The sequence below is a fragment of the Paenibacillus sp. GL_099_B genome (assembly GCF_057835695.1).
In genome coordinates, this window is record NZ_CM174430.1 from 356152 (window position 1) to 374984 (window position 18833).

Annotated in this window: 16 protein-coding genes; 13 read left to right on the forward strand and 3 right to left on the reverse strand. The window is 50.2% G+C overall.

Going from position 1 to position 18833, the window contains the following annotated elements:
* Positions 1–43: 43 nt before the first annotated feature.
* The 4 genes from AC3ITG_RS01750 (at position 44) to nagZ (ending at position 4831) form a co-directional block, all read left to right on the forward strand.
* On the forward strand, positions 44–1153 hold the full coding sequence (locus AC3ITG_RS01750) for an ABC transporter ATP-binding protein (RefSeq protein ID WP_489252607.1): 1110 nt from the start codon (positions 44–46) through the stop codon (positions 1151–1153).
* Positions 1154–1199: 46 nt separating this feature from the next.
* A complete protein-coding gene (locus AC3ITG_RS01755; protein ID WP_064642815.1) occupies positions 1200–1910 on the forward strand; it encodes a hypothetical protein in 711 nt (236 codons plus the stop codon).
* On the forward strand, positions 1910–3076 hold the full coding sequence (locus tag AC3ITG_RS01760; RefSeq protein ID WP_489252608.1) for an exo-beta-N-acetylmuramidase NamZ family protein: 1167 nt from the start codon (positions 1910–1912) through the stop codon (positions 3074–3076). The genes AC3ITG_RS01755 and AC3ITG_RS01760 overlap by 1 nt, the downstream gene beginning before the upstream one ends.
* A 69-nt stretch (positions 3077–3145) precedes the next feature.
* Positions 3146–4831 (forward strand): beta-N-acetylhexosaminidase, encoded by a 1686-nt coding sequence (nagZ, locus tag AC3ITG_RS01765; protein ID WP_489252609.1) that lies wholly within the window; start codon positions 3146–3148, stop codon positions 4829–4831.
* 119 nt (positions 4832–4950) lie between these two features.
* On the opposite strand, the gene AC3ITG_RS01770 is transcribed toward nagZ, so the two are convergent.
* Positions 4951–6306, reverse strand: a complete 1356-nt coding sequence (locus AC3ITG_RS01770) for a serine hydrolase domain-containing protein (RefSeq protein ID WP_489252610.1) — start codon at positions 6304–6306, stop codon at positions 4951–4953.
* Positions 6307–6615: 309 nt separating this feature from the next.
* On the opposite strand from AC3ITG_RS01770, the gene AC3ITG_RS01775 reads away from it, so the two are divergent.
* From AC3ITG_RS01775 to AC3ITG_RS01800, 6 genes are all read left to right on the forward strand, one after another.
* Entirely contained in the window at positions 6616–8589 is a 1974-nt protein-coding gene (locus AC3ITG_RS01775; protein ID WP_489252611.1) for a methyl-accepting chemotaxis protein, read from the forward strand.
* A 284-nt stretch (positions 8590–8873) separates the two neighbouring features.
* Positions 8874–9548: an AzlC family ABC transporter permease gene (locus AC3ITG_RS01780; RefSeq protein ID WP_063568035.1), complete on the forward strand. Its 675-nt coding sequence runs from the start codon at positions 8874–8876 to the stop codon at positions 9546–9548.
* Positions 9539–9868 carry an AzlD domain-containing protein gene (locus AC3ITG_RS01785; protein WP_489252612.1) on the forward strand — a complete coding sequence of 110 codons (330 nt, stop codon included), beginning with the start codon at positions 9539–9541 and terminating at the stop codon, positions 9866–9868. Before AC3ITG_RS01780 ends, AC3ITG_RS01785 begins: the two co-directional genes overlap by 10 nt.
* 92 nt (positions 9869–9960) lie before the next feature.
* Positions 9961–10764, forward strand: coding sequence for an NAD-dependent epimerase/dehydratase family protein (locus tag AC3ITG_RS01790; protein ID WP_489252613.1), 804 nt, complete (start codon positions 9961–9963; stop codon positions 10762–10764).
* Positions 10765–10993: 229 nt separating this feature from the next.
* Positions 10994–11650: an SGNH/GDSL hydrolase family protein gene (locus AC3ITG_RS01795; protein ID WP_489252614.1), complete on the forward strand. Its 657-nt coding sequence runs from the start codon at positions 10994–10996 to the stop codon at positions 11648–11650.
* Between the two features lie 176 nt (positions 11651–11826).
* Positions 11827–12114, forward strand: coding sequence for a KGG domain-containing protein (locus AC3ITG_RS01800; RefSeq protein WP_413374613.1), 288 nt, complete (start codon positions 11827–11829; stop codon positions 12112–12114).
* Positions 12115–12223: 109 nt separating this feature from the next.
* On the opposite strand, the gene AC3ITG_RS01805 is transcribed toward AC3ITG_RS01800, so the two are convergent.
* Positions 12224–12640 carry a hypothetical protein gene (locus AC3ITG_RS01805; RefSeq protein WP_413374615.1) on the reverse strand — a complete coding sequence of 139 codons (417 nt, stop codon included), beginning with the start codon at positions 12638–12640 and terminating at the stop codon, positions 12224–12226.
* A gap of 238 nt (positions 12641–12878) precedes the next feature.
* Here AC3ITG_RS01805 and AC3ITG_RS01810 point away from each other — a divergent pair, with 238 nt between their 5' ends.
* The 3 genes from AC3ITG_RS01810 to AC3ITG_RS01820 all read left to right on the forward strand — a co-directional run bounded on the left by AC3ITG_RS01810 (position 12879) and on the right by AC3ITG_RS01820 (position 18040).
* Positions 12879–14807 (forward strand): heparinase II/III domain-containing protein, encoded by a 1929-nt coding sequence (locus tag AC3ITG_RS01810; RefSeq protein WP_489252615.1) that lies wholly within the window; start codon positions 12879–12881, stop codon positions 14805–14807.
* Between the two features lie 114 nt (positions 14808–14921).
* Positions 14922–16814, forward strand: a complete 1893-nt coding sequence (locus tag AC3ITG_RS01815; RefSeq protein ID WP_489252616.1) for a glycosyl hydrolase — start codon at positions 14922–14924, stop codon at positions 16812–16814.
* Positions 16815–16897: 83 nt separating this feature from the next.
* Complete coding sequence (locus tag AC3ITG_RS01820; protein WP_489252617.1) at positions 16898–18040, forward strand: glycoside hydrolase family 88 protein; 1143 nt, start codon at positions 16898–16900, stop codon at positions 18038–18040.
* A 147-nt stretch (positions 18041–18187) separates the two neighbouring features.
* Here AC3ITG_RS01820 and AC3ITG_RS01825 read toward each other — a convergent pair whose 3' ends face one another.
* The gene (locus AC3ITG_RS01825; protein WP_489252618.1) at positions 18188–18808 is read right to left on the reverse strand and encodes a class I SAM-dependent methyltransferase; all 621 of its coding nucleotides are present in this window, start codon (positions 18806–18808) and stop codon (positions 18188–18190) included.
* Between the last annotated feature and the right edge of the window lie 25 nt (positions 18809–18833).

Consider the following 18833-nt stretch of genomic DNA (forward strand, 5'->3'; position numbering starts at 1 on the left):
CTGTTAGTTCAGGACAAGCGACAACGTAAAGGGGGATCTACCTATGGCACGCGTGGAGTTTCGCCAAGTGCGCAAAGAATTCAAAGACGATCATAAAGGAACGTTCACGGCTGTGGCCGGCTCGGACTTTGTTATAGAAGATAAGGAATTCGTGGTTTTTGTGGGTCCTTCGGGCTGTGGCAAGACGACGTCACTGCGGATGATTGCGGGACTGGAAAAACAGACGAGTGGCGACATTGTCATCGGGGAACGGGTCGTGAACGATCTGCATCCGAAGGATCGCGATATCGCGATGGTATTTCAGGATTATGCGCTTTATCCGCACATGAGCATCCGTGAAAATCTGTCCTTTGGCCTGAAAAATCTCAAGAAGCCAAAATCCTATATTGATGAACAGGTACAGAATGCTGCCTCCATTCTGGGGCTGGAGGCGATGCTGGAGCGCAAACCGCGCGAGCTGTCTGGCGGTCAGCGCCAGCGTGTGGCGGTAGGGCGTGCGATCGTCCGTGATCCGCAGGTATTTCTGTTCGATGAGCCACTCTCCAATCTGGATGCAAAGCTGCGGGTGCAGATGCGGGTGGAATTGGGTGAGCTGCATAAGCGGCTCGGTGCCACAATTGTATACGTCACGCATGATCAGGTGGAGGCCATGACACTTGGCGAGCGCATCGTGGTCATGAATCATGGAGATATACAGCAGGTGGCTTCACCGAAAGAATTGTATGCGAGTCCACGTAATATGTTTGTTGCCGGATTTATCGGTTCCCCAGCGATGAATTTCATTGATGCCCGGATTGAAGGCACGCAGGTTGTTGTGGAGGGAGCATCATTCACCCTGCCAGAGGATGTACTCGCTCGTCTTCAGAGCTATCAAGGTAAACCGGTGATTATGGGTCTGCGTCCAGAGCATATTTTTGGTGACGACGTCGCTCCGAATATTCCGACAGACCATATGCTGCAGGCGCGGGTTCAGGTTGTAGAGCATCTGGGCTCCGAGAATCTGGTGTATTTCCATTCGGGTGCCCGTACCGTTACGGCCAAGGTTCACCCGGAAACACATGCTTATGTAGGAATGGACAAAAATTTTGTACTGGACCTGCGTAAGGCGCACTTTTTTGACCCAGAGACGGAACTGGCGATTGGACGGGAATAAGAAGCGAGCTGGATGAGGAAGGAACTGCAAGAAAGGGAGTGTGGAGATGCGTAAGCTGAGTGAAGTGTTGGTCAAGTCGGGGGCGGAAATATATCGGGATATTATTCCGGTAGCCCTTTACAGTGTTGTCAGCTCTATCGTGTTGGTGCCCATTCTGATGTTTGCTCCGCTGCCAATCGCGGTGCTGCTTTTGGCCGTGATTTATATGCCAATCCTGTTCGGTGTCAGTTATGCCGTACATCACAGGCTGGAACGCAAGGAACGCCGCAATGGGCTTAAGGATATCTGGAACGGAACGATGAAGGGATTCATCCCGGGAGGGGCAGTAGGTGTGCTTTTCGCCGTGCTTGGCTTCATTCTCTGGTCAACCTGGTGGTATTACGGCGGACAGGGCGGGATTACAGGTACAGCAGTGAGCATGTTCCAAACGTTCTTCGTCCTCATGGCGCTGATGTCGCAGTTCTATACCTGGCAGCTTGTTCTGCAAAAAAACATGGGCATCATTCAGGCGATGGGGGAAAGTGTGAAGCTATTCTTCCGTCATCCGGGGTACACGATGGGAGCCTGTTTTCAGGCGCTGTGTCTGACGGCTTTGCTAATGCTGACGGTTGTTGGCTTCGGAGCGCTGTTCGCGGGCATGTTTGCCATCTATCAGCATAAGGTCGCCCTTAATGTGCTTGAACCTGAAGAGGAACCTGTCACATCTGGCGGCAATGACCACCAACATACGGGGTGGATAAGCCAGGGGAATGTGTGATGGGTGTAAGAACTGGAGTTGATCTTCTGTCGGGAGGATTCTCCCACCCATGGTTAACGGATGCGCGTATTGGCCTGATGACGAACCCCACTGGTATTACGGCCGACTTTGTCTCTACGGTGGATGTTTGTGCCGGGTTGGCAGATGCCCAGCTTACTGCGCTTTATGCTTGTGAGCACGGTCTGGATGGTGAGCTCCAGGCTGGTGTCCGATTCGGGGATACGGTGCACCCACGTCTGGGCATCCCTGTGTTCAGCCTTTATGGGGAACACAAGAAGCCTACGCCTGCGATGCTGGCTGAGGTGGATACGGTGCTGTTTGACATCCAGGATGTGTGCGTTCGTTATTACACGTATGCATCCACTTTGTTCCACATGATGGAGGCCTGTGCCGAAGCAGGCAAACGCCTGCTGGTGCTGGACCGCCCCAATCCGCTGGGCGGGGATGCGGTGGAAGGGGGCCTGCTGAGCGAAGGGTATGAATCACTCGTTGGCGCTTGGCGTGTTCCTGTCCGCACCGGACTGACGGTTGGTGAACTGGCCCTGTTGGTGAACAGTGAGATGGAGGTGCCCTGCGAACTGGATGTGATAGCAATGGAAGGATGGCGGCGCTCCATGGAGTTTACGGATTGTGAGCTTCCTTGGATGCTGCCCTCTCCCAATATGCCCACGCTGGACAGTGTGCGGGTATATGCAGGTACTTGCCTGTTCGAAGGCACCAATGTATCAGAGGGCAGGGGCACGACCCGCCCATTTGAGTGGATTGGAGCCCCCTGGATTGAGGGTGAACGACTGGCGGAACGCTTTCGGGAACATAAAATGGAGGGGGTGCATGTGCATCCGGTGTACATGTCGCCAAGCTTCTCCAAACATGCAGGTGAGCTGTGCGGAGGTGTGAGGATTTTCGTGATAGACAGCAGGGCATTCCGGGCGGTAGATACAGGTCTGGTGCTTTTGCATGAACTGGCATCGCTCTATCCGGAGCAATTTCGCTGGTTGGAGCCGCCACAGCCGGGTTCCCGTTATTTTATTGATCTGTTGACCGGAGGCAGGAAAGTCAGGGATATCATTCATGACCGTGAAGAATTAGTACGCTTGATGGAAGATTGGAATGCAGAGGCAGAGGAATGGAAGGAACGGCGTAAGCCGTTTTTGCTATACCCATAAAGAATGGAATTCATCAATAGAATGTCGTGTAATGTACGGATGATGTTTGTCATGGGGAGGAGGCGTGGAATGAGTGGGCCAAAAGAGATATACCCGTTGAAGCTGAAACAGATGACCCTGCGTGAGAAAATTGGACAAATGCTGCTTTGCGGCTTTCATGGCACCGAGGCTGCCGGTGATGTGCATGCTTTTCTGCGAAAGTATCCCATTGGCGGCGTAATCTATTTTGCACGCAACGTCGAGTCGCCGGAGCAGGTAGAGCGGCTATCGTCGGGGCTGCAACGGATTGCTGTCGATAGCGGTAATATGCCGCTCTGGATATCCATTGATCAGGAAGGCGGTATGGTGGCCCGGATTACCGAAGGGATCGCTCTGATGCCGGGACAGATGGCGATTGCCGCAGCAGGTTCCATCGAGGATGCATACCAGGCAGCCTATATCAGTGGGGTGGAGCTGAGATCCATGGGAATTAACATGAACTTTGCTCCGGTCCTGGATGTAAATAACAACGCCGCCAATCCGGTAATCGGTGTGCGTTCATTTGGGGAGTCACCGCAGTCCGTGGCAGCGTATGGGGCCAGGAGCATTGTGGGAGTACAAGATGCTGGCATTTCAGCGACAGCCAAACATTTCCCGGGACACGGGGATACGGATACCGATTCACATCTGGATCTTCCGGTCATCACCCATGATCGGGAACGGGTAGAGCGTGTGGAACTGATTCCGTTCCGGGCTGCCATAGCGGCAGGAGTCGATGCGATGATGTCGGCACATATTTATTTTCCGGCTCTGGAACCGGAGCGTCTGCCTGTGACACTATCGCGAGCCGTGTTAAGTGGATTGCTTCGTCAGGAGCTAGGGTATGACGGCATGATTGTAACGGATTGTATGGAGATGGACGCGATTGCCGCCAACTATGGCACTGTCGATGCAGCTGTGATGGCGGTAGAGGCCGGCGCAGATCTGGTGTTGATCAGCCACACAGTTCATCTTCAGGCAGGAGCGTTTGAAGCGCTGCTGGCAGCCGTGCAGAGCGGGCGAATTAGCGAGGCCCGCATTGACGAATCTGTAACCCGGTTGCTGAAGTACAAGGCCAAACGAGGCCTGCTGGAGAAGGGAATGGGCACAGGTAATGATGAAGTGCACGGTTCGGTGTCGACTTCACTCTCCGCTGAGGCATCAACTGATCCAGCTTCATCGAAGCGCCAAGAGCGCAACCAACCGTTACACCAAGAGGTGGCTCAACGAATCAGTGAGAACAGTATCACGCTGGTGCGTGACCAACTGAACATGCTGCCTTTGAAGCCGGAACGTACACTGGTCATAACGGTTGCTACATCTGTGACAACGATTGCCGACGAACAGCTGACTCAGGCGGTTACCCTAGGCTCGGCTTTGTCGCACTGCGGTCTGGATGTGGTCGATGTAACGGTCACGCCAGAGGAAGTTGCCATTCGTTCTGCCTGTCTGCTTCAAGCTGCGGAAGAGGATGACGTTCGCCAGATTGTGGTGGGGACTTATAATGCAGGCAGTGACTCTGGTGATCCGCAGTGCAGGTTGATCGGCTGGCTGCAGCAATTGGGCAAGCCGCTTGCTGTTGTGGCGCTCCGCAGCCCCTATGACCTGCTTGCGATCCCGGAGGTGCAGGTCTATGTGGCTGCGTACGAGAGCAGACCGCTTGCCATGGATAGCGCCGCTCGGGCACTGATGGGGCATATTCCTTTTGCCGGGAAGCTTCCTGTATCCATAAAGTAGACAGGCATTACATGACGAACGAGCGAAAGTATGATCCGGAATAAGAAGACCAATATAGCAGAAGGGACGATCCTATAATGGACCGTCCCTTCTGCTATATCTAATAGATAATTGCAAAATTATTGCAGATTCAGTGCCTGAGCTGTCTTAGCCTCGACTTCATCCATAAGCGAAGTCATATCCATGCCCGCATGATTGCCGAGCAGAATAATGGTAACTTCATCTGTTAAATTGCGTGAGAACGCTGTGGCAAAACCACCGCCGCTACCGTTATGGAACACGGTACGATTCTGATCATTTTCCTTGAGAATCCAGGCGTAGCCATAATTTTTATCCGAATACGGTTCATACATCTGTTCAATCGTATCCGGGCTCAGAATTTTGTCCGTGTACAGTGCCCGATCCCACTTCAGCAAATCGTCCACAGTGGAGTAGATCGTCCCTGAACCTGATTGTGAAACATAATAAGGGGCAGTCACCCACTGCTTATTCTCCGAAACAAATCCGCTGGTCGTATGGACCTTGCGTGAAGCTTCTCCGGAGTTCTTCATGCCGAGTGGCTTCAGAATGGTCTGTTGTACATAATCGGCATAACTCATGCCAGACACTTGTTCAATAACATAGGCCAGCAGAACATAACCACTGTTACTGTACAAATAGGCACTACCCGGTTCGAATTTTAATGTTTTGTGACGGATTTCCTCTACCGTTTCTTCCAATGAAGTGCCTTCACCCCGGCCAAAGGCGGATGGAAGACCTGAAGTCTGGGATAACAGCATATGGAGCGTGATCTGATCTCCCTTTGGTATACCTGAGATGTACTTGGATATTGGATCTTGCACATCGAGCTTTCCTTTTTCCACCAAGCTGAGAATGGAGGCTGCGGTGAAGGATTTGCTCAGAGAGGCAATTCTGGTCTTCTGATCCGGACGATTCAGCGTCTGTTCATCCGCTAGTCCGTAGCCTTGGCGAAGAAGGACTTCTCCATTGCGGGCAATCAGAGCCATGCCGGGAAAATTAATTTCGCGCAAATAGCTGTCTACACTGGCGACTTGACTATTTAATAGGCTTACTTTGTCCGTCTCGATATTAACACTCATCTGCCCTGAGGCTGTACGTTGCACTTTAATATCTGCCTTGAGTGCATTGGCAAGTGCACGGACAGGTAACATCAGGGTGCCGTTAATGGTGCGGGATTGCACACCGGAGGACAGGCGAACGTGATTAACTTGAATGAAGTCACTGCCAGCCTGGTGAACGAGCTTGTCTCGACCAACGGTAATCGTAGCCGTTTTGGTACGAGCTTCCCACTTCAAGGTGCCATTTACAGAGGTAACAACATCTCGCATTGGAACATACGTTGTACCTTTGAATACAAGGGGGGCACTTTTCCACGATTGCTCTTGACCATTCACTTCAATGTGAACTGTTTGCGTCTCTTGTGCTGCGGATGCCTTGAAACTGGCTTGTCCCATGATAGGGCCTGCACAAAGGATGAGAGCTAACAGAATACGGAACATAGATGAATATAATCTGGTAACAGGTTGTTGCACATGTGACTTGCGTAAGATTCGAATCCTCTCCTTCCAATCGTTTCATGGATAACCAGCTTATGAGATATTGTAAACGATCTCGAAGAGGGGGTCAAAACGGGGAATGAGCATCATTTTCTATTATCCTAACAAAAATAATGTAATTTCGATTCATTTTAGTATCCATACATAATATTTTTACTACGTTTGTCCGATAAAAAAGGGGTGAAGATGATGATGGGGGATATTTAAATGAAGAAAAGGATTCGCAATTGGTTTACATTAACGGTTAAGAAACGTCTGATCGCTTCGTTGCTCTTGTTCCTGATTGTACCGAGCATTAGCGTGGGATGGTTGTCTTATTTAAAAGCAGCAGACCAGGTCAAGGAAGAAATCATTCATTCTGCACAGGCTAAAACGGAAATGCTCAGTCTGCAGATTACTCAAATGCTGGATATGGAGAAGGATAACGCAGCACAATTTGCAGCGGGTATTACTTCAACAGATATTATCAATAAATCGCCAGCTGTTCAGAGACAAATGGATCGTATGTCCAAGGCTCACAAAGAATTGGGTGTAATAACAGCAGGTGCTGAAGATGGCAGCTGGATGAAATCCCCTGATCCCGGACAGCAGATCTATGATCCACGGGAACGCAGCTGGTATACGATGGGCATGTCACAGGATGAACCAATTATCTCGGACACGTTCCAGTCGGTAACCACGGGTGAATGGGTTGTCACCGCCGCTGCCAAGCTGGCCGATGGTAAAGGGGTAATTGGAGCCAATGTAAGTCTCAATCATTTGAAAGAATCCGTTGATAAGATACATATTGGTGAAAAGGGAAAACTGTATATGCTGGATAACGGCGGAAAGTTTCTATTCCATTACAATATCGAATCCGGTGTGCAGTCCAATGAGAGCTACATTAATGAGATGTATACAACAGACCAAGGAACTGTAAAGTACACGTATGATGGACAAGAGTTGGAAGCCGTATTCTATACGAATCCCGAAACGGGCTGGAAAATTGTCGGTGAGATGGTTCCTTCTGAAGCGGCAGATGCGGTAAGACCGATCCTGATCCGTGCCTACACTCTGGTAGGAACCTCGTTGATCATTGGTATTATTCTGCTTGTGTTCATTATTCGCAGTATTCACCGTCCATTGTTGCAACTAACGCAAGCAGCATCCAAAGTAAGCGCGGGTGATCTGACAGTTCGTGTAGGTTTACAGCGCCGTGACGAGTTTGGACAACTCGGTGCAAGCTTCGATACCATGACCTCTTCGCTACGTAACGTTCTGGGCGAAGTACATGATACATCGAGCCAGCTAGCAGCATCTTCTGAGGAGCTTATGGCGAGTTCTGAACAGACATCCAGAGCAACTGAACAGGTTGCTGAATTGATGCAGGATGCAGCGTCAGGAACGAACAAACAAAACGCCAGTCTTGCTGCAACGGGTCAACTCGTCAGTGAAATGTCTATAGGGGTCAAAGAAATCTCATCGAGTGCTGAAGACACTGCTCGCATAGCTGTAGAAGCATCTTTCAAGTCCGAAGCGGGTATGGTTACGGTGGAAGAGGCGGTTGCTCATATTCAGAAGGTGAATAATGAGAGTGAGGCCATGGCTGCTGTCATTCAGGATCTTCGAGCGAAAAATGAAGAGATTGTTGAGATTGTGGCCGAGATTACCAACATCGCCAAACAGACCAATATCCTTGCCTTGAACGCATCCATTGAAGCTTCAAGAGCAGGTGAACAAGGTCGAGGCTTTGCTGTCGTGGCCAATGAAGTAAAATCGCTAGCCAACAATTCGGGCAGTGCTGCCGAACGTATTAATGAACTTATGCGTGAGATGCAAGAGAAAACAAATGCGGTACAGTCTACCTTTGCCCTTACAGGAGAAGGCATGATTAAAGGTACGCAAATGATTACGGAGGCGGGAGAGGCCTTCAAAAATATCCGTAGTGCCGTGCAGTTGGTTGCTGCACAAGCTGGAGAAGTGTCGGCAGCTTCCCGTCAGATTGATGGAGGCATGAGTCATGTGTCCAAGGAAGTGAACGACACCATTGAATTATCCAATCAGATTGCTTCAGGAACCGAGGATGGTTCAGCTGCTGCTCAGGAGCAGCTCGCTACAATGGAAGAGGTTGCAGCTTCTTCTGCGGCATTGTCCCGTATGGCTGAAGATCTGCAAAGCATGATTGAGAAATTCAAGTTATAGTTCAATAGCATTTCTCGAAGGAGACTGTGGGGTTGTGACCCTTCAGTCTTTTTCTCGTTGGTGTTATTCGTTAATCAACGGTTTATGAAGACTCGAAACTCATCTGTTCTGTAAAAGTGAATCTGTCTCTCCCTGAATGTCTCATCCTGTGGTATATTTCTAAATTAAAAGTATTCCGCAAGATGTGGATGACATGGAAAGGGGATGAACCGGATTTGGATAAATCCATACCACTGACATCCGGGCCCGCAAATACCGAAGAGGTGCTGGATGATGCTTCATTTATGCAAGGGGTTAAGGACTGTATCCCAACACTGCTTGGATATTTAAGTATTGGGTTTGCAGCGGGTGTCATTGAAATGACGGCAGGCCTAAGTTTGGCGGAAACGGCTCTGCTCAGTCTGATTGTATACGCTGGATCGGCCCAGTTTATTGCCGCAGGCATGCTTGCCTCGAGTGGTTCAGCGACTGCTATCATTTTCACCATATTCTTCGTGAATCTTCGCCATCTGTTGCTGAGTGCAGCTGTATCACCGTACTTTCGTCATCTGACGCCGCTTAAAAATATGTGGATCGGCTCGCTGCTTACCGACGAGTCATTTGGAGTAGCGATGACGCGAGCGATTGGCCGGAAAACGTTGAGTGAGCGCTGGATGCACGGTCTGAATATTACAGCATATCTGAATTGGTTTGTGGCGAATATGGCGGGGGCTTACTTTGGACGCTGGATAACCAATCCCGAGCGGCTTGGACTTGATTTTGCCCTGCCAGCAATGTTTATTGGTCTGGTAGTGCTTCAACTGATGCAGCGCAAAAATAAAAAATTACACATCAATGTGGCGATCATCGCCGTTGTCTGTGTAATCTTCGCCAGCATGGCTTCGCTTGGCAGCATGAGTGTCATTGTGGCTGCGGTCATTGCGGCAACGATGGGAGTAGTGATGGAACGATGGAAGTAAGATGGGATGTATTCTGGATTATTATGGGCTCGGCTTTGTTAACGTTCATCCCGCGCGTATTGCCGCTCATGCTGTTCAGTAAAATACAGATTCCGGTGTGGTTGTTACGCTGGCTTGAATATGTACCCGTGGCGGTCATGGCGGCACTGATTGGTCAGGAACTGTTTATGTCGGACAACCAATTGGTGCCGATTATTCATAATCCAGCCCTGTGGGCAGCACTGCCTACGATTGCAGTAGCAATCTGGACACGAAGTCTGCTCGGAACCGTACTTGTCGGTATTGTTGCGATGATGATTTTGCGGTACTTGATGGGTTAATATACGGGGTCTTTATTGGATTAGGTAAATCCTTCGCTCTAACGGTTAATAATGTCCTATAGGATCGTAATAGAGCGAAGGGAGCTAAATCCATGAGTAACTCGAAGCACAGAATATTGATTACGGGAGCAGCGGGAGTCATTGGTCGCAGTCTGCTGGAGGGGCTGAGGGAAAAGGGCAAGTATGACATCGTGGCAGCCGATCTTCATGATGATCCTCAAGCAGGCATTGTAGCGATGGATGTGACCGACGGAGAACGACTGAAAGAGCTGATGCAGGGTGTTCAGACGGTGCTGCATATTGCATGGGCCAAGGATGAAGAAGATTTTCTGGGCAAAGTCCTGCCGATCAACGTAACAGGGGCCTACCATGTGTATGAAGCTGCACGGTTGAACGGTGTACAGCGGGTTATTTTTGCGAGTTCAAATCATGCGACAGGGTTTTATCCAACAGGAGAGGATATCGAAGTGGATGATCCATATCGGCCAGACAGTTTCTATGGGCTCAGCAAATGTTATATAGAGCTGCTTGGACGATATTACGTGGATAAATATGACCTGTCGTCATTCAATATTCGAATTGGCAACTTCTCGGGCGATGCACATCCACACTCTGAGCGTTCCGCACACATTTGGATCTCTCCCAGAGATATGGTACAGCTTGCCGAGTGCTGCATTGAGGCGGATTCGAGCATGAAATACGTTAATCTATATGGAACTTCAGCGAATACGGACAATTATTATGATATTGGATATCTGGAACAGAAGATTGGGTACCGTCCGAAGGACGATGCGGCAGAGTTATGGGACGAAGCGAAACGTAAGGGAGCGCCGGATAAGCAGGATGAGACGGAATACCAGGGCGGAGGATATGTCGCGAAGGACCCGAAATCCTGAAATCCTGAAATCCTGAAATCCTGAAATCCTGAAATCCTGGAATCTTAAAGACCTGAAACGTCTCATAGACGTAGAGAACTGCGGGTGACATTGTGGGCAGTACAGCGCGGAGAGTTAACTGATAACTATCGTTCTGAAAACGCTATTTTCTATTGCGTCCGAAAGGGATAAAATGGAGACTGAAGGGTTGAGGTTTTCATTTTACATACAGGAAGGAACGGTTTTGATTATGAGTACACATTCATCCGTTATACTTTTTCAGGGAGACTCCATTACAGACGGGGGAAGATCGCGCAATGACGATCCGAATCATTTTCTCGGGCATGGCTATGCGTATCTGATCTCAAGCAAACTAGGTGTGGAACTGGCAGCCAAGCAGCCAACATTCTATAACAGAGGAATTAGTGGGGACCGCGCTTCCGATCTATATGCACGCTGGAACGAGGATACTTTTAGTTTGAAGCCGGATCTGATTAGTATTCTAATTGGTGTTAATGATGCATGGCGTACCATGAATGGCGAACCTAGTGGAGTGACGGATCGTCTTGGACGTGCATATCGTCATTTGCTGGAGGAAACACGGGAAGTAATGCCGAATACCGGTCTGATTTTAATGGAGCCGTTCATTCTTAAAACCGGAGCTACAGTGGAGCTTTGGGACACTTGGCAGGAGCGTATCGGGCAGTATCAAAATCTGGTTCGTGAACTCGCCAGTGAGTTTGGGGCGATCTGGGTACCTTTGCAGGAAACGTTCAACGATGCTCTCGAACAGGCTGACGCTGCTTACTGGTTGTGGGATGGTGTGCATCCAACCGCAGCGGGTCATGAGCTTATCGCGCGTCAGTGGTTGTCTGTTGTACAGGGCAGTCCACTTAAAATTCAATAATAATGGAGCAGAGGGTCTTGTACAGATCCTGTGCTCTTTTTTACATAACAAAATAACGAAGGATTAACATAAGTGAAAATGACATATTTAGAATTTATATGTTTTAATCCCAAATGAGAGGGTAATTAAGAAGCGTAGCACACTATACTCAATACCCGATAAGGAGTGAATTCAAAATGGCACAAAATAACCAAAACGGAAAAATGAGCCGTGAAGAAGCAGGACGTAAGGGTGGAGAAGCAACCTCCAAGAATCATGATCAGGAGTTCTACCAAGAGATTGGTAGCAAGGGCGGAGAGGCAACCTCGAAATCCCATGACCGCGAATTCTATCAAGAGATTGGCCGGGAGGGCGGAAGCGCCCGTGGCAACAATGATGGAAACGATGATCAAGATGGAAAAATGAGCCGTGAAGAAGCAGGACGCAAGGGCGGACAAGCGCGGTCCCGTAATCGGAAAAACTAATCGATTGATATAGAAGCATAATATAGTTCAAGCAAACAAGGCCAGATCTCACCTGTGGAAAAGGGTGAGTCTGGCCTTGTTGTTTTGTTAAAGCTGTGCACTAAACAGGTTAGGCAATATGTGGTTCAATCGCTTGACGATAACTGAACAGCGATTCATCAATGATGGTACGCAAGAAAACGGGATCCATATCAAATAGCAGGGACTCTGCATAACGCCAGGCATTTTCCTCAATACGCAGCCGAATTCCAGCTTGCTCAGAAGCCGTAAGTGGACTATCGAGAAGGTTGGACAGATCCATCAATTCCACATCCTCGGCGTGACCCAATTCATGAGCCAGAATGACATAAATATAGGCCTGTAGCGGAGCCAGCGAGCCAAATAACATTCGACATTGCTCCATAATCTCTTTCTTGTATAAATACACGGTATGACTCCCCATGTGATATTTGCCGCCGACGAGGCGATTGTCCGGAAAATGGGATTCAATTTCGACAAGCGCGCGGCTGTTCGAGCGATGCAGCAACTCGATTACAGCCTGATTAAATAATTCATTATTCAGTATGATTCACCTGTCCTCATAATGGAATGAAATACATATGCCATGAGTTGAGTACCGACAACCCTTTTACGAGAAAAACCTCTGAAAAGTTTCATTTATTTTCATAATTTATTTTTTTATACAACATTAATCCGAACTCCCTTCATTTTTACTAGACTATGGGCTAAAATGAAATCGGTTACAAAATTAGGGAGGAATTCTCATGACGATTCACCCTGGATTAAAGTGGACGGCTGATCATATTATTGCGGCCATGAGGCATGGAACAAGTAGTGGTATGGAGTACATCTGTCGTTGGAAAGACAGACTGGCGGACATGTTGAATGATCCCGACTATGCTTCCTTCTGGTCAGATCTAAGAGTATATGAGCAGAAAGCGAATACGGAGAACCTGCCTGAACTATCCTTTTCCCTATATCGTCAATTCAGGGAGACAGGTGAACGCCAAGCATATGAGCTGGCATATTTCGAACGGCGCGGGAGGCTCGCTGCACTGGGATTACTTGCCGCGGCATCGCCATCAGCCGAGCGTCTACAATTGCTGGAGGATCTGATCTGGAGTGTCTGTAACGAACAAACCTGGTGTCTGTCCGCTCATGTACCTGAAGGGAAAGAAGCGGGCGCAAGACAACACATCGATCTGTTCGCTGCAGAAACAGCGCAAACGCTCTCGGAGATGATCGTCATGTTAGATGACGTTCTAGACCCACGTGTGTTGCGAATGATGCGGGCTGAGATAGAGTGCAGGATCTTCACCCCGTTGTATCGAGAGCAGCAGACATACGGTTGGGAGAACGCGGACCACAACTGGTCAGCGGTTTGCAGCGGCGGCTGTGGGATTGCGGCTCTCCTTCTGTTAGAAGATGAGCATCTTAGAGCAAAGGCAGTGCAGCAGACGATTCATTCCATGAATGCTTTTTTAAGGGGGTATGGGATGGATGGGGGATGTGCTGAAGGTATAGGTTACTGGGTTTACGGGTTCGGTTTTTATACGTATTTTGCAGAGATGCTGAGAATATTCAGTGCCGGAAAACTAGATATGCTGTCCAATCCCGAAACGAGAGCGATCGCTGCTTTCCCCGGAAATGTTCACTTGTCAGGCGGGGTGTTTGTCAATTTTTCGGATAGTCGCGAGCGGGAGACCATTCCGCCTGGCCTGCTTTCTCTTTTATCCGAGCGACAGCAGGTTCAAGTAAACTTGGAGCTTCGTATTCCGCTTCTGACAGAGGACCCCTGCCGCCGATGGGCTCATGCTTTGCGTAATATACTTTGGAGTAATCTGGCTGTGTATAGAAGGGAAAGTGAAGCAGAGTTGCCGGCAGCCCCAGTGTATCTGGAGAACCTGTCGTGGGGGATAGCCAGAGGAGTACTGGCAACGGGAGAACAAAAGGAAATGACTGCAGCCTTTGCAGTAAAGGGCGGTCATAACGCAGAGCCCCATAATCATAATGATCTGGGACACTTTATTCTTCATGGCGGAGGCGAAAACATTCTCTGTGACCCAGGTTCAGGCGAGTATACTCAGGCCTATTTCGCACCTGGGCGGGAAAGCATTTTTCAAATTGGCTCTCAGGGGCATAGCGTTCCGGTTATCGAAGGAGCGGGTCAGCATTCCGGACGGCAAGCAGAGGCGAAAGTACTGCACATCAAGCGATTATCTCCGCAGGGGATAGAGGCTGCATTTGATTTGACGTCGGCTTACCCAGATGCTCCGACACTGGCGAGGTATACCAGGCATTTGAGTTGGAACTGTCTGCCGGAAGCCTCCGAAGCGGAGCTTTTCCTTGAAGATTATTATCAGTGGAAGCAACCTTCTAAAACGTGTAGAGAAGAGCACCTGATTGAAAAGCCGCCAGTCGTTGAGTATTTTATTAGTCGAATTAATCCTGTCATACAAGAAGCATTGGTCCAGTGGGAAGGGAACAAGGCTGTAGTGACGATGCATTATGATGCTGACCTCTGGGATGCACAAGTGGAAGAGCTAGAGACAGTGGATCACGATCACCTGCCCCTAAAATTTTATCGGGCGGCATTATCCTTGCGGCAAACGGCAAATGAAGAGGAGGATCCCCGGAACCACTCCGTAAAAGAGACATGGTGCAGATTGAAATTCTTCATACATGCAAAGTAAGGACAAAAATCAGAAGTAAAGTCGAATACGGATTAATGTACGGGGAACCTGAAAACGACTCGAACCAATTCAATCCCATATGGAAGTTGGGATCGGAAATGAGGGTGATTTGTTTTGTTAGCGTATACATCGGATTCAGCATATCCATGGAAAAGCGAACTGGAAAGATTCCGAACAGATGCAGAGCAGGCCAATCTTGCAGAACCTAGCGGATGGGATCGATCGCGTAAAATAGCACTTATCGAAGACATTGTACGTGCCTACTCAGTATATCAGCAGGAGAACGGTGCCGTTGTGGACCCCTTCTCTGGCCGCGAACGCTATTATTCCACCCCCGCTTATGCGTTTGCAGCTGCGGTCCTGGTAAAAGAGGGGAGAACTGATCTGCTCTCTTCAGCTTCGGCAGCTCTGACCCACAGTATCTCACTGGTTGTTCGTGGCGAGGTTCCGGACAATCATGCCGACTTCTTTCCCATACTTATGCTAAGAGCCTACGTGCTGCTCCAGCCGCTGATGCCTGAACAAGCGACTCAATGGGCAGCGGGGCTGAAACAGATTCAACCGGAAGAAACGTATGTATTTACAATGTCCAAAATGAATAATCCGAACCGGATGATTAACTGGAATGCCATCATGATCTCGGGTGAATATCTTCGCTACCGCGAGCAGTTGGCGAGTGAAGGGATCGAATGGATGGATCAGTACCTGAAGAGATACCATCTGCCGCGTTTCACAGGGCTGGGCCTGTATCAGGATGGTCCGCTCGATCGGCCAAATAGTCCACTCGCGTATGATATTGCTACCCGCTACCACCTGGGTGTCATGCTGGATGCCGGATATGACGAGAGCTGTGCGTCTTCACTGGATGAGTCCATCCGGCGCGGGGCGTTCACTTCGCTTCTGACGTTATCACCGCTGGGCGAGATCCCTCCGCGAGGACGCAGCTCACAGCATCAATGGAATGAAGCTGCGGCTGCGTACGTGTTCTCCAGTCATGCCTCAGCTGCGAAGCAGATCGGTGATCCCATTATGGCAGGCGTATTTGCGCGTGCAGCCAATCTGTGTTTTGAAGCCGTGGATCGGTGGAAAAGGGAGGACGGCCGCTTGAATATCGTTCGGAATCGCTATGCTCCGGAAGTTCGCCACGGATACGAGATATATACCAACCATACGTGTTATAACCTGTGGACGGTTGCGGCACTAGCCAATGCGTACCTGTGCGATCCCGGGGATGAAGTGGCTGAATTGCCTATTCCGTCCGAGATTGGTAGTCGAGTCCTTCAAATGGATGGCTGGTTCGAGACGATCACGGCTTCAGTACCGGGCCAGCAAATCGTATTACATACGGCTCTGAATGATCCATATACGGTGCCCGGATTGGTGCGGATTCATCAGCAGGGGCTTCCGGGACTCATTGGTCCCGCTGCTGCTGGACATGCCGAGTCTGGATTCACCGAATTTTCGGAGGGGGAAACGAAGGCGATCAGTTATTGTCCAGCCTGGCGAACACCGGATGGACAGTGGTATAGCCTGTCCGCAGGTATTCCTTCCGGTTTCGAATATGATCGGGATGCAGGGATCAACCCTTCCGATGGCGGGGGAGCTGTCGTTTTCAACGTAATAAAGGATCAGGCGCAGGAAACCAACACATTCACAGTAGACTGGGTCGGCCCACTGGTCGGATTAGAGGCGCTTCGGACGGTCTATACGCAGCAACCGGGTTTGTTAACGGTCACATATGAGTTCGAGGGAGAGATTGAAGCTGCCGGAGCGGTCATTCCGCTGATGTTCAGCGACGGTGAGGAGCAGGCTGTCATCACAGTCTCCGGTGATCATGTTCGCAGTGAGTTCTGTGGGGCCTACGTGGAATCAACCGTGCTTGATGAAGGAGCAGAAATTCACCTTCAAGACCATATGGTGGCTTCTCGCAATGGTGTGTTAAAGGAAGCTCGAATGATAGTGAGCGGCAGTCAGAAGATTACGTTTACGGTTCGTCTGGGCAAATGAGGCGAGGCCACTAAATAATATATGAAGAGACGTAACGTGAGCGCAAGGAAATGGATACGAAAAGGATCTGAAAAGAGGAGGCAATGCTCGTGAATACATCAACATCGGTAACTTGGGTTGAAGAAGCATGGCGGCAGGGAGCGGCCAAAATCATTCGCAATGCGCATCGCATCAAGGATACATTTCCGCACACCGCCCCGAAGGGAATGTATGACCGGAATGATCCCGAATGGTGGACCGCCGGCTTCTGGCCAGGGCTGTTATGGCTTGTCTATGGCGAGTCGCCGGAAAACGAAGCAGTCGCTCCGTTATCCCGCATTGCCGAAAGTTGTGAGCGGCAATTGGAAGGTTGTCTGCGTGATCCTGAATCGGTGGATCACGATCTTGGGTTCATCTGGCTGCTTAGTGGCGTAGCCAACTACCGCCAGACAGGCAGCGCTGACGGACGGCGGCGGGGAATGCTGGCCGCCAATCTGCTCACTGCCCGCTTCAACGTGCGCGGTGAATTCATCCGCGCCTGGAACTTCAGCTCGTCAACCATGGATACGCGCGGCGTAGCCATCATTGACAGCATGATGAACCTGCCGCTGCTCTACTGGGCATCCGAGCAGAGCGGCGACCCTCGCTTCCGCTGGCTGGCGGAAGCACATGCGGACACCGTGGCGCGCGAATTCGTCCGCGCTGACGGGTCCATCTGCCACGTGGTGGAGTTCGACCCACTCACGGGGCAGAAGCTGCAGGAGCATGGCGGGCAGGGCCATGCTCCAGGTTCCGCCTGGGCGCGGGGTACCGCCTGGGCCTTGCACGGGTTTGCGCTGTCTTTCCGGTATACGGGCGAAGCCCGCTATCTGGAGACAGCGGAGCGGGCGGCCGATTTCTTCCTCGCCATGCTTGGCGAAGAGATCGTGCCGGTGTGGGATTTCCGCGCACCTGCCGAGCATCAGGTGGCGTGGGACTCGTCCGCTTCGGCGATTGCCGCAAGCGGCCTGTTGGAGCTGGCGAAGCTGTCGCCGCGCGGCGAGGAATATGCAGTCGCGGCAGAGCGTATCCTCCGCGGGCTGCATGAGAGCTACAGCTCCGGTGAGACAGCAGCGGAAGAAGGTCTGATCATGCAGGGCACTGTACATTATCCAGAGGGTCGTGGCTTGAATGTGCCGATTATATACGGCGATTATTTCTATATGGAGGCGCTGGCGAAGCTGCGTGGCCGTCCGGGTTTATTTTAGAGAAACGAGAATCAGGGAATGTCACACTTCAAGCGGCGAGTATGAGTGAGGGGCATGAGTATGCGACCCACCTTACAGCCGTTCGAGTGTGCCTGCCTCCTAGTGGGAAAGGGCATTCCTGCTTGGAGGCGGAGCACACCCTCGGTATCAGTCCGATTTATTTTCGATTTCGGGTGTGCGTCTTAAGATGACAAAGTCGGCCGAGGACTGATCGGGATATCGCTGAGGAATAATTTCATGTACTTTGAATTCGGGATAGTCGAACAGATAGTCAAAAATATTTCGGTCCTGAATGGTGCTAACCCCTGGATTACCGTTTTCTTTCAAACGAGTGTACAACACAACCCACCCTGACGTAGAGTGCAGAATGTCGTAGAGAGTATTGCGAAAATCCGTTTCATCCGTAATATGATAGAGCACATCCAGACAGACGGTGAGATCAGCTTGCAGGAAACCGCGATTAATCCATAGACCGGGTGTATATAACATGAAACTCTTGGAGGTATCGTTAGCAAACTTGGAGGCGCATAGACGCACCGACGAGGCGGCTACATCGACACCTAGATACGTAGTATAGTTCATATATTGCAGTTGATTGCCATCCCCGCATCCAAATTCAATGACGCTGGAAATACCCTCACGCTGAATCAGTCCATTTACCACCTCTGCCTTGAATTCAGCCAATACGCCATACGAACCCCTTCCGGATGTCTCACCTGAGCTATACGTTTGTTCCCAGTATCCTTTGTAGTCAAAAGGCTGACTCATGTTTCTCCCCCGATCATATAAATGA

What these genes read in the sequence shown, in the direction of transcription:
- AC3ITG_RS01750 (WP_489252607.1), top strand. Translation starts at nt 44, where the DNA reads ATGGCACGCGTGGAGTTTCGCCAAGTGCGCAAAGAATTCAAAGACGAT.
- AC3ITG_RS01755 (WP_064642815.1), top strand. Translation starts at nt 1,200, where the DNA reads ATGCGTAAGCTGAGTGAAGTGTTGGTCAAGTCGGGGGCGGAAATATAT.
- AC3ITG_RS01760 (WP_489252608.1), top strand. Translation starts at nt 1,910, where the DNA reads ATGGGTGTAAGAACTGGAGTTGATCTTCTGTCGGGAGGATTCTCCCAC.
- nagZ (WP_489252609.1), top strand. Translation starts at nt 3,146, where the DNA reads ATGAGTGGGCCAAAAGAGATATACCCGTTGAAGCTGAAACAGATGACC.
- AC3ITG_RS01770 (WP_489252610.1), bottom strand. Translation starts at nt 6,306, where the DNA reads ATGGGACAAGCCAGTTTCAAGGCATCCGCAGCACAAGAGACGCAAACA.
- AC3ITG_RS01775 (WP_489252611.1), top strand. Translation starts at nt 6,616, where the DNA reads ATGAAGAAAAGGATTCGCAATTGGTTTACATTAACGGTTAAGAAACGT.
- AC3ITG_RS01780 (WP_063568035.1), top strand. Translation starts at nt 8,874, where the DNA reads ATGCAAGGGGTTAAGGACTGTATCCCAACACTGCTTGGATATTTAAGT.
- AC3ITG_RS01785 (WP_489252612.1), top strand. Translation starts at nt 9,539, where the DNA reads ATGGAAGTAAGATGGGATGTATTCTGGATTATTATGGGCTCGGCTTTG.
- AC3ITG_RS01790 (WP_489252613.1), top strand. Translation starts at nt 9,961, where the DNA reads ATGAGTAACTCGAAGCACAGAATATTGATTACGGGAGCAGCGGGAGTC.
- AC3ITG_RS01795 (WP_489252614.1), top strand. Translation starts at nt 10,994, where the DNA reads ATGAGTACACATTCATCCGTTATACTTTTTCAGGGAGACTCCATTACA.
- AC3ITG_RS01800 (WP_413374613.1), top strand. Translation starts at nt 11,827, where the DNA reads ATGGCACAAAATAACCAAAACGGAAAAATGAGCCGTGAAGAAGCAGGA.
- AC3ITG_RS01810 (WP_489252615.1), top strand. Translation starts at nt 12,879, where the DNA reads ATGACGATTCACCCTGGATTAAAGTGGACGGCTGATCATATTATTGCG.
- AC3ITG_RS01820 (WP_489252617.1), top strand. Translation starts at nt 16,898, where the DNA reads ATGCTCGTGAATACATCAACATCGGTAACTTGGGTTGAAGAAGCATGG.
- AC3ITG_RS01825 (WP_489252618.1), bottom strand. Translation starts at nt 18,808, where the DNA reads ATGAGTCAGCCTTTTGACTACAAAGGATACTGGGAACAAACGTATAGC.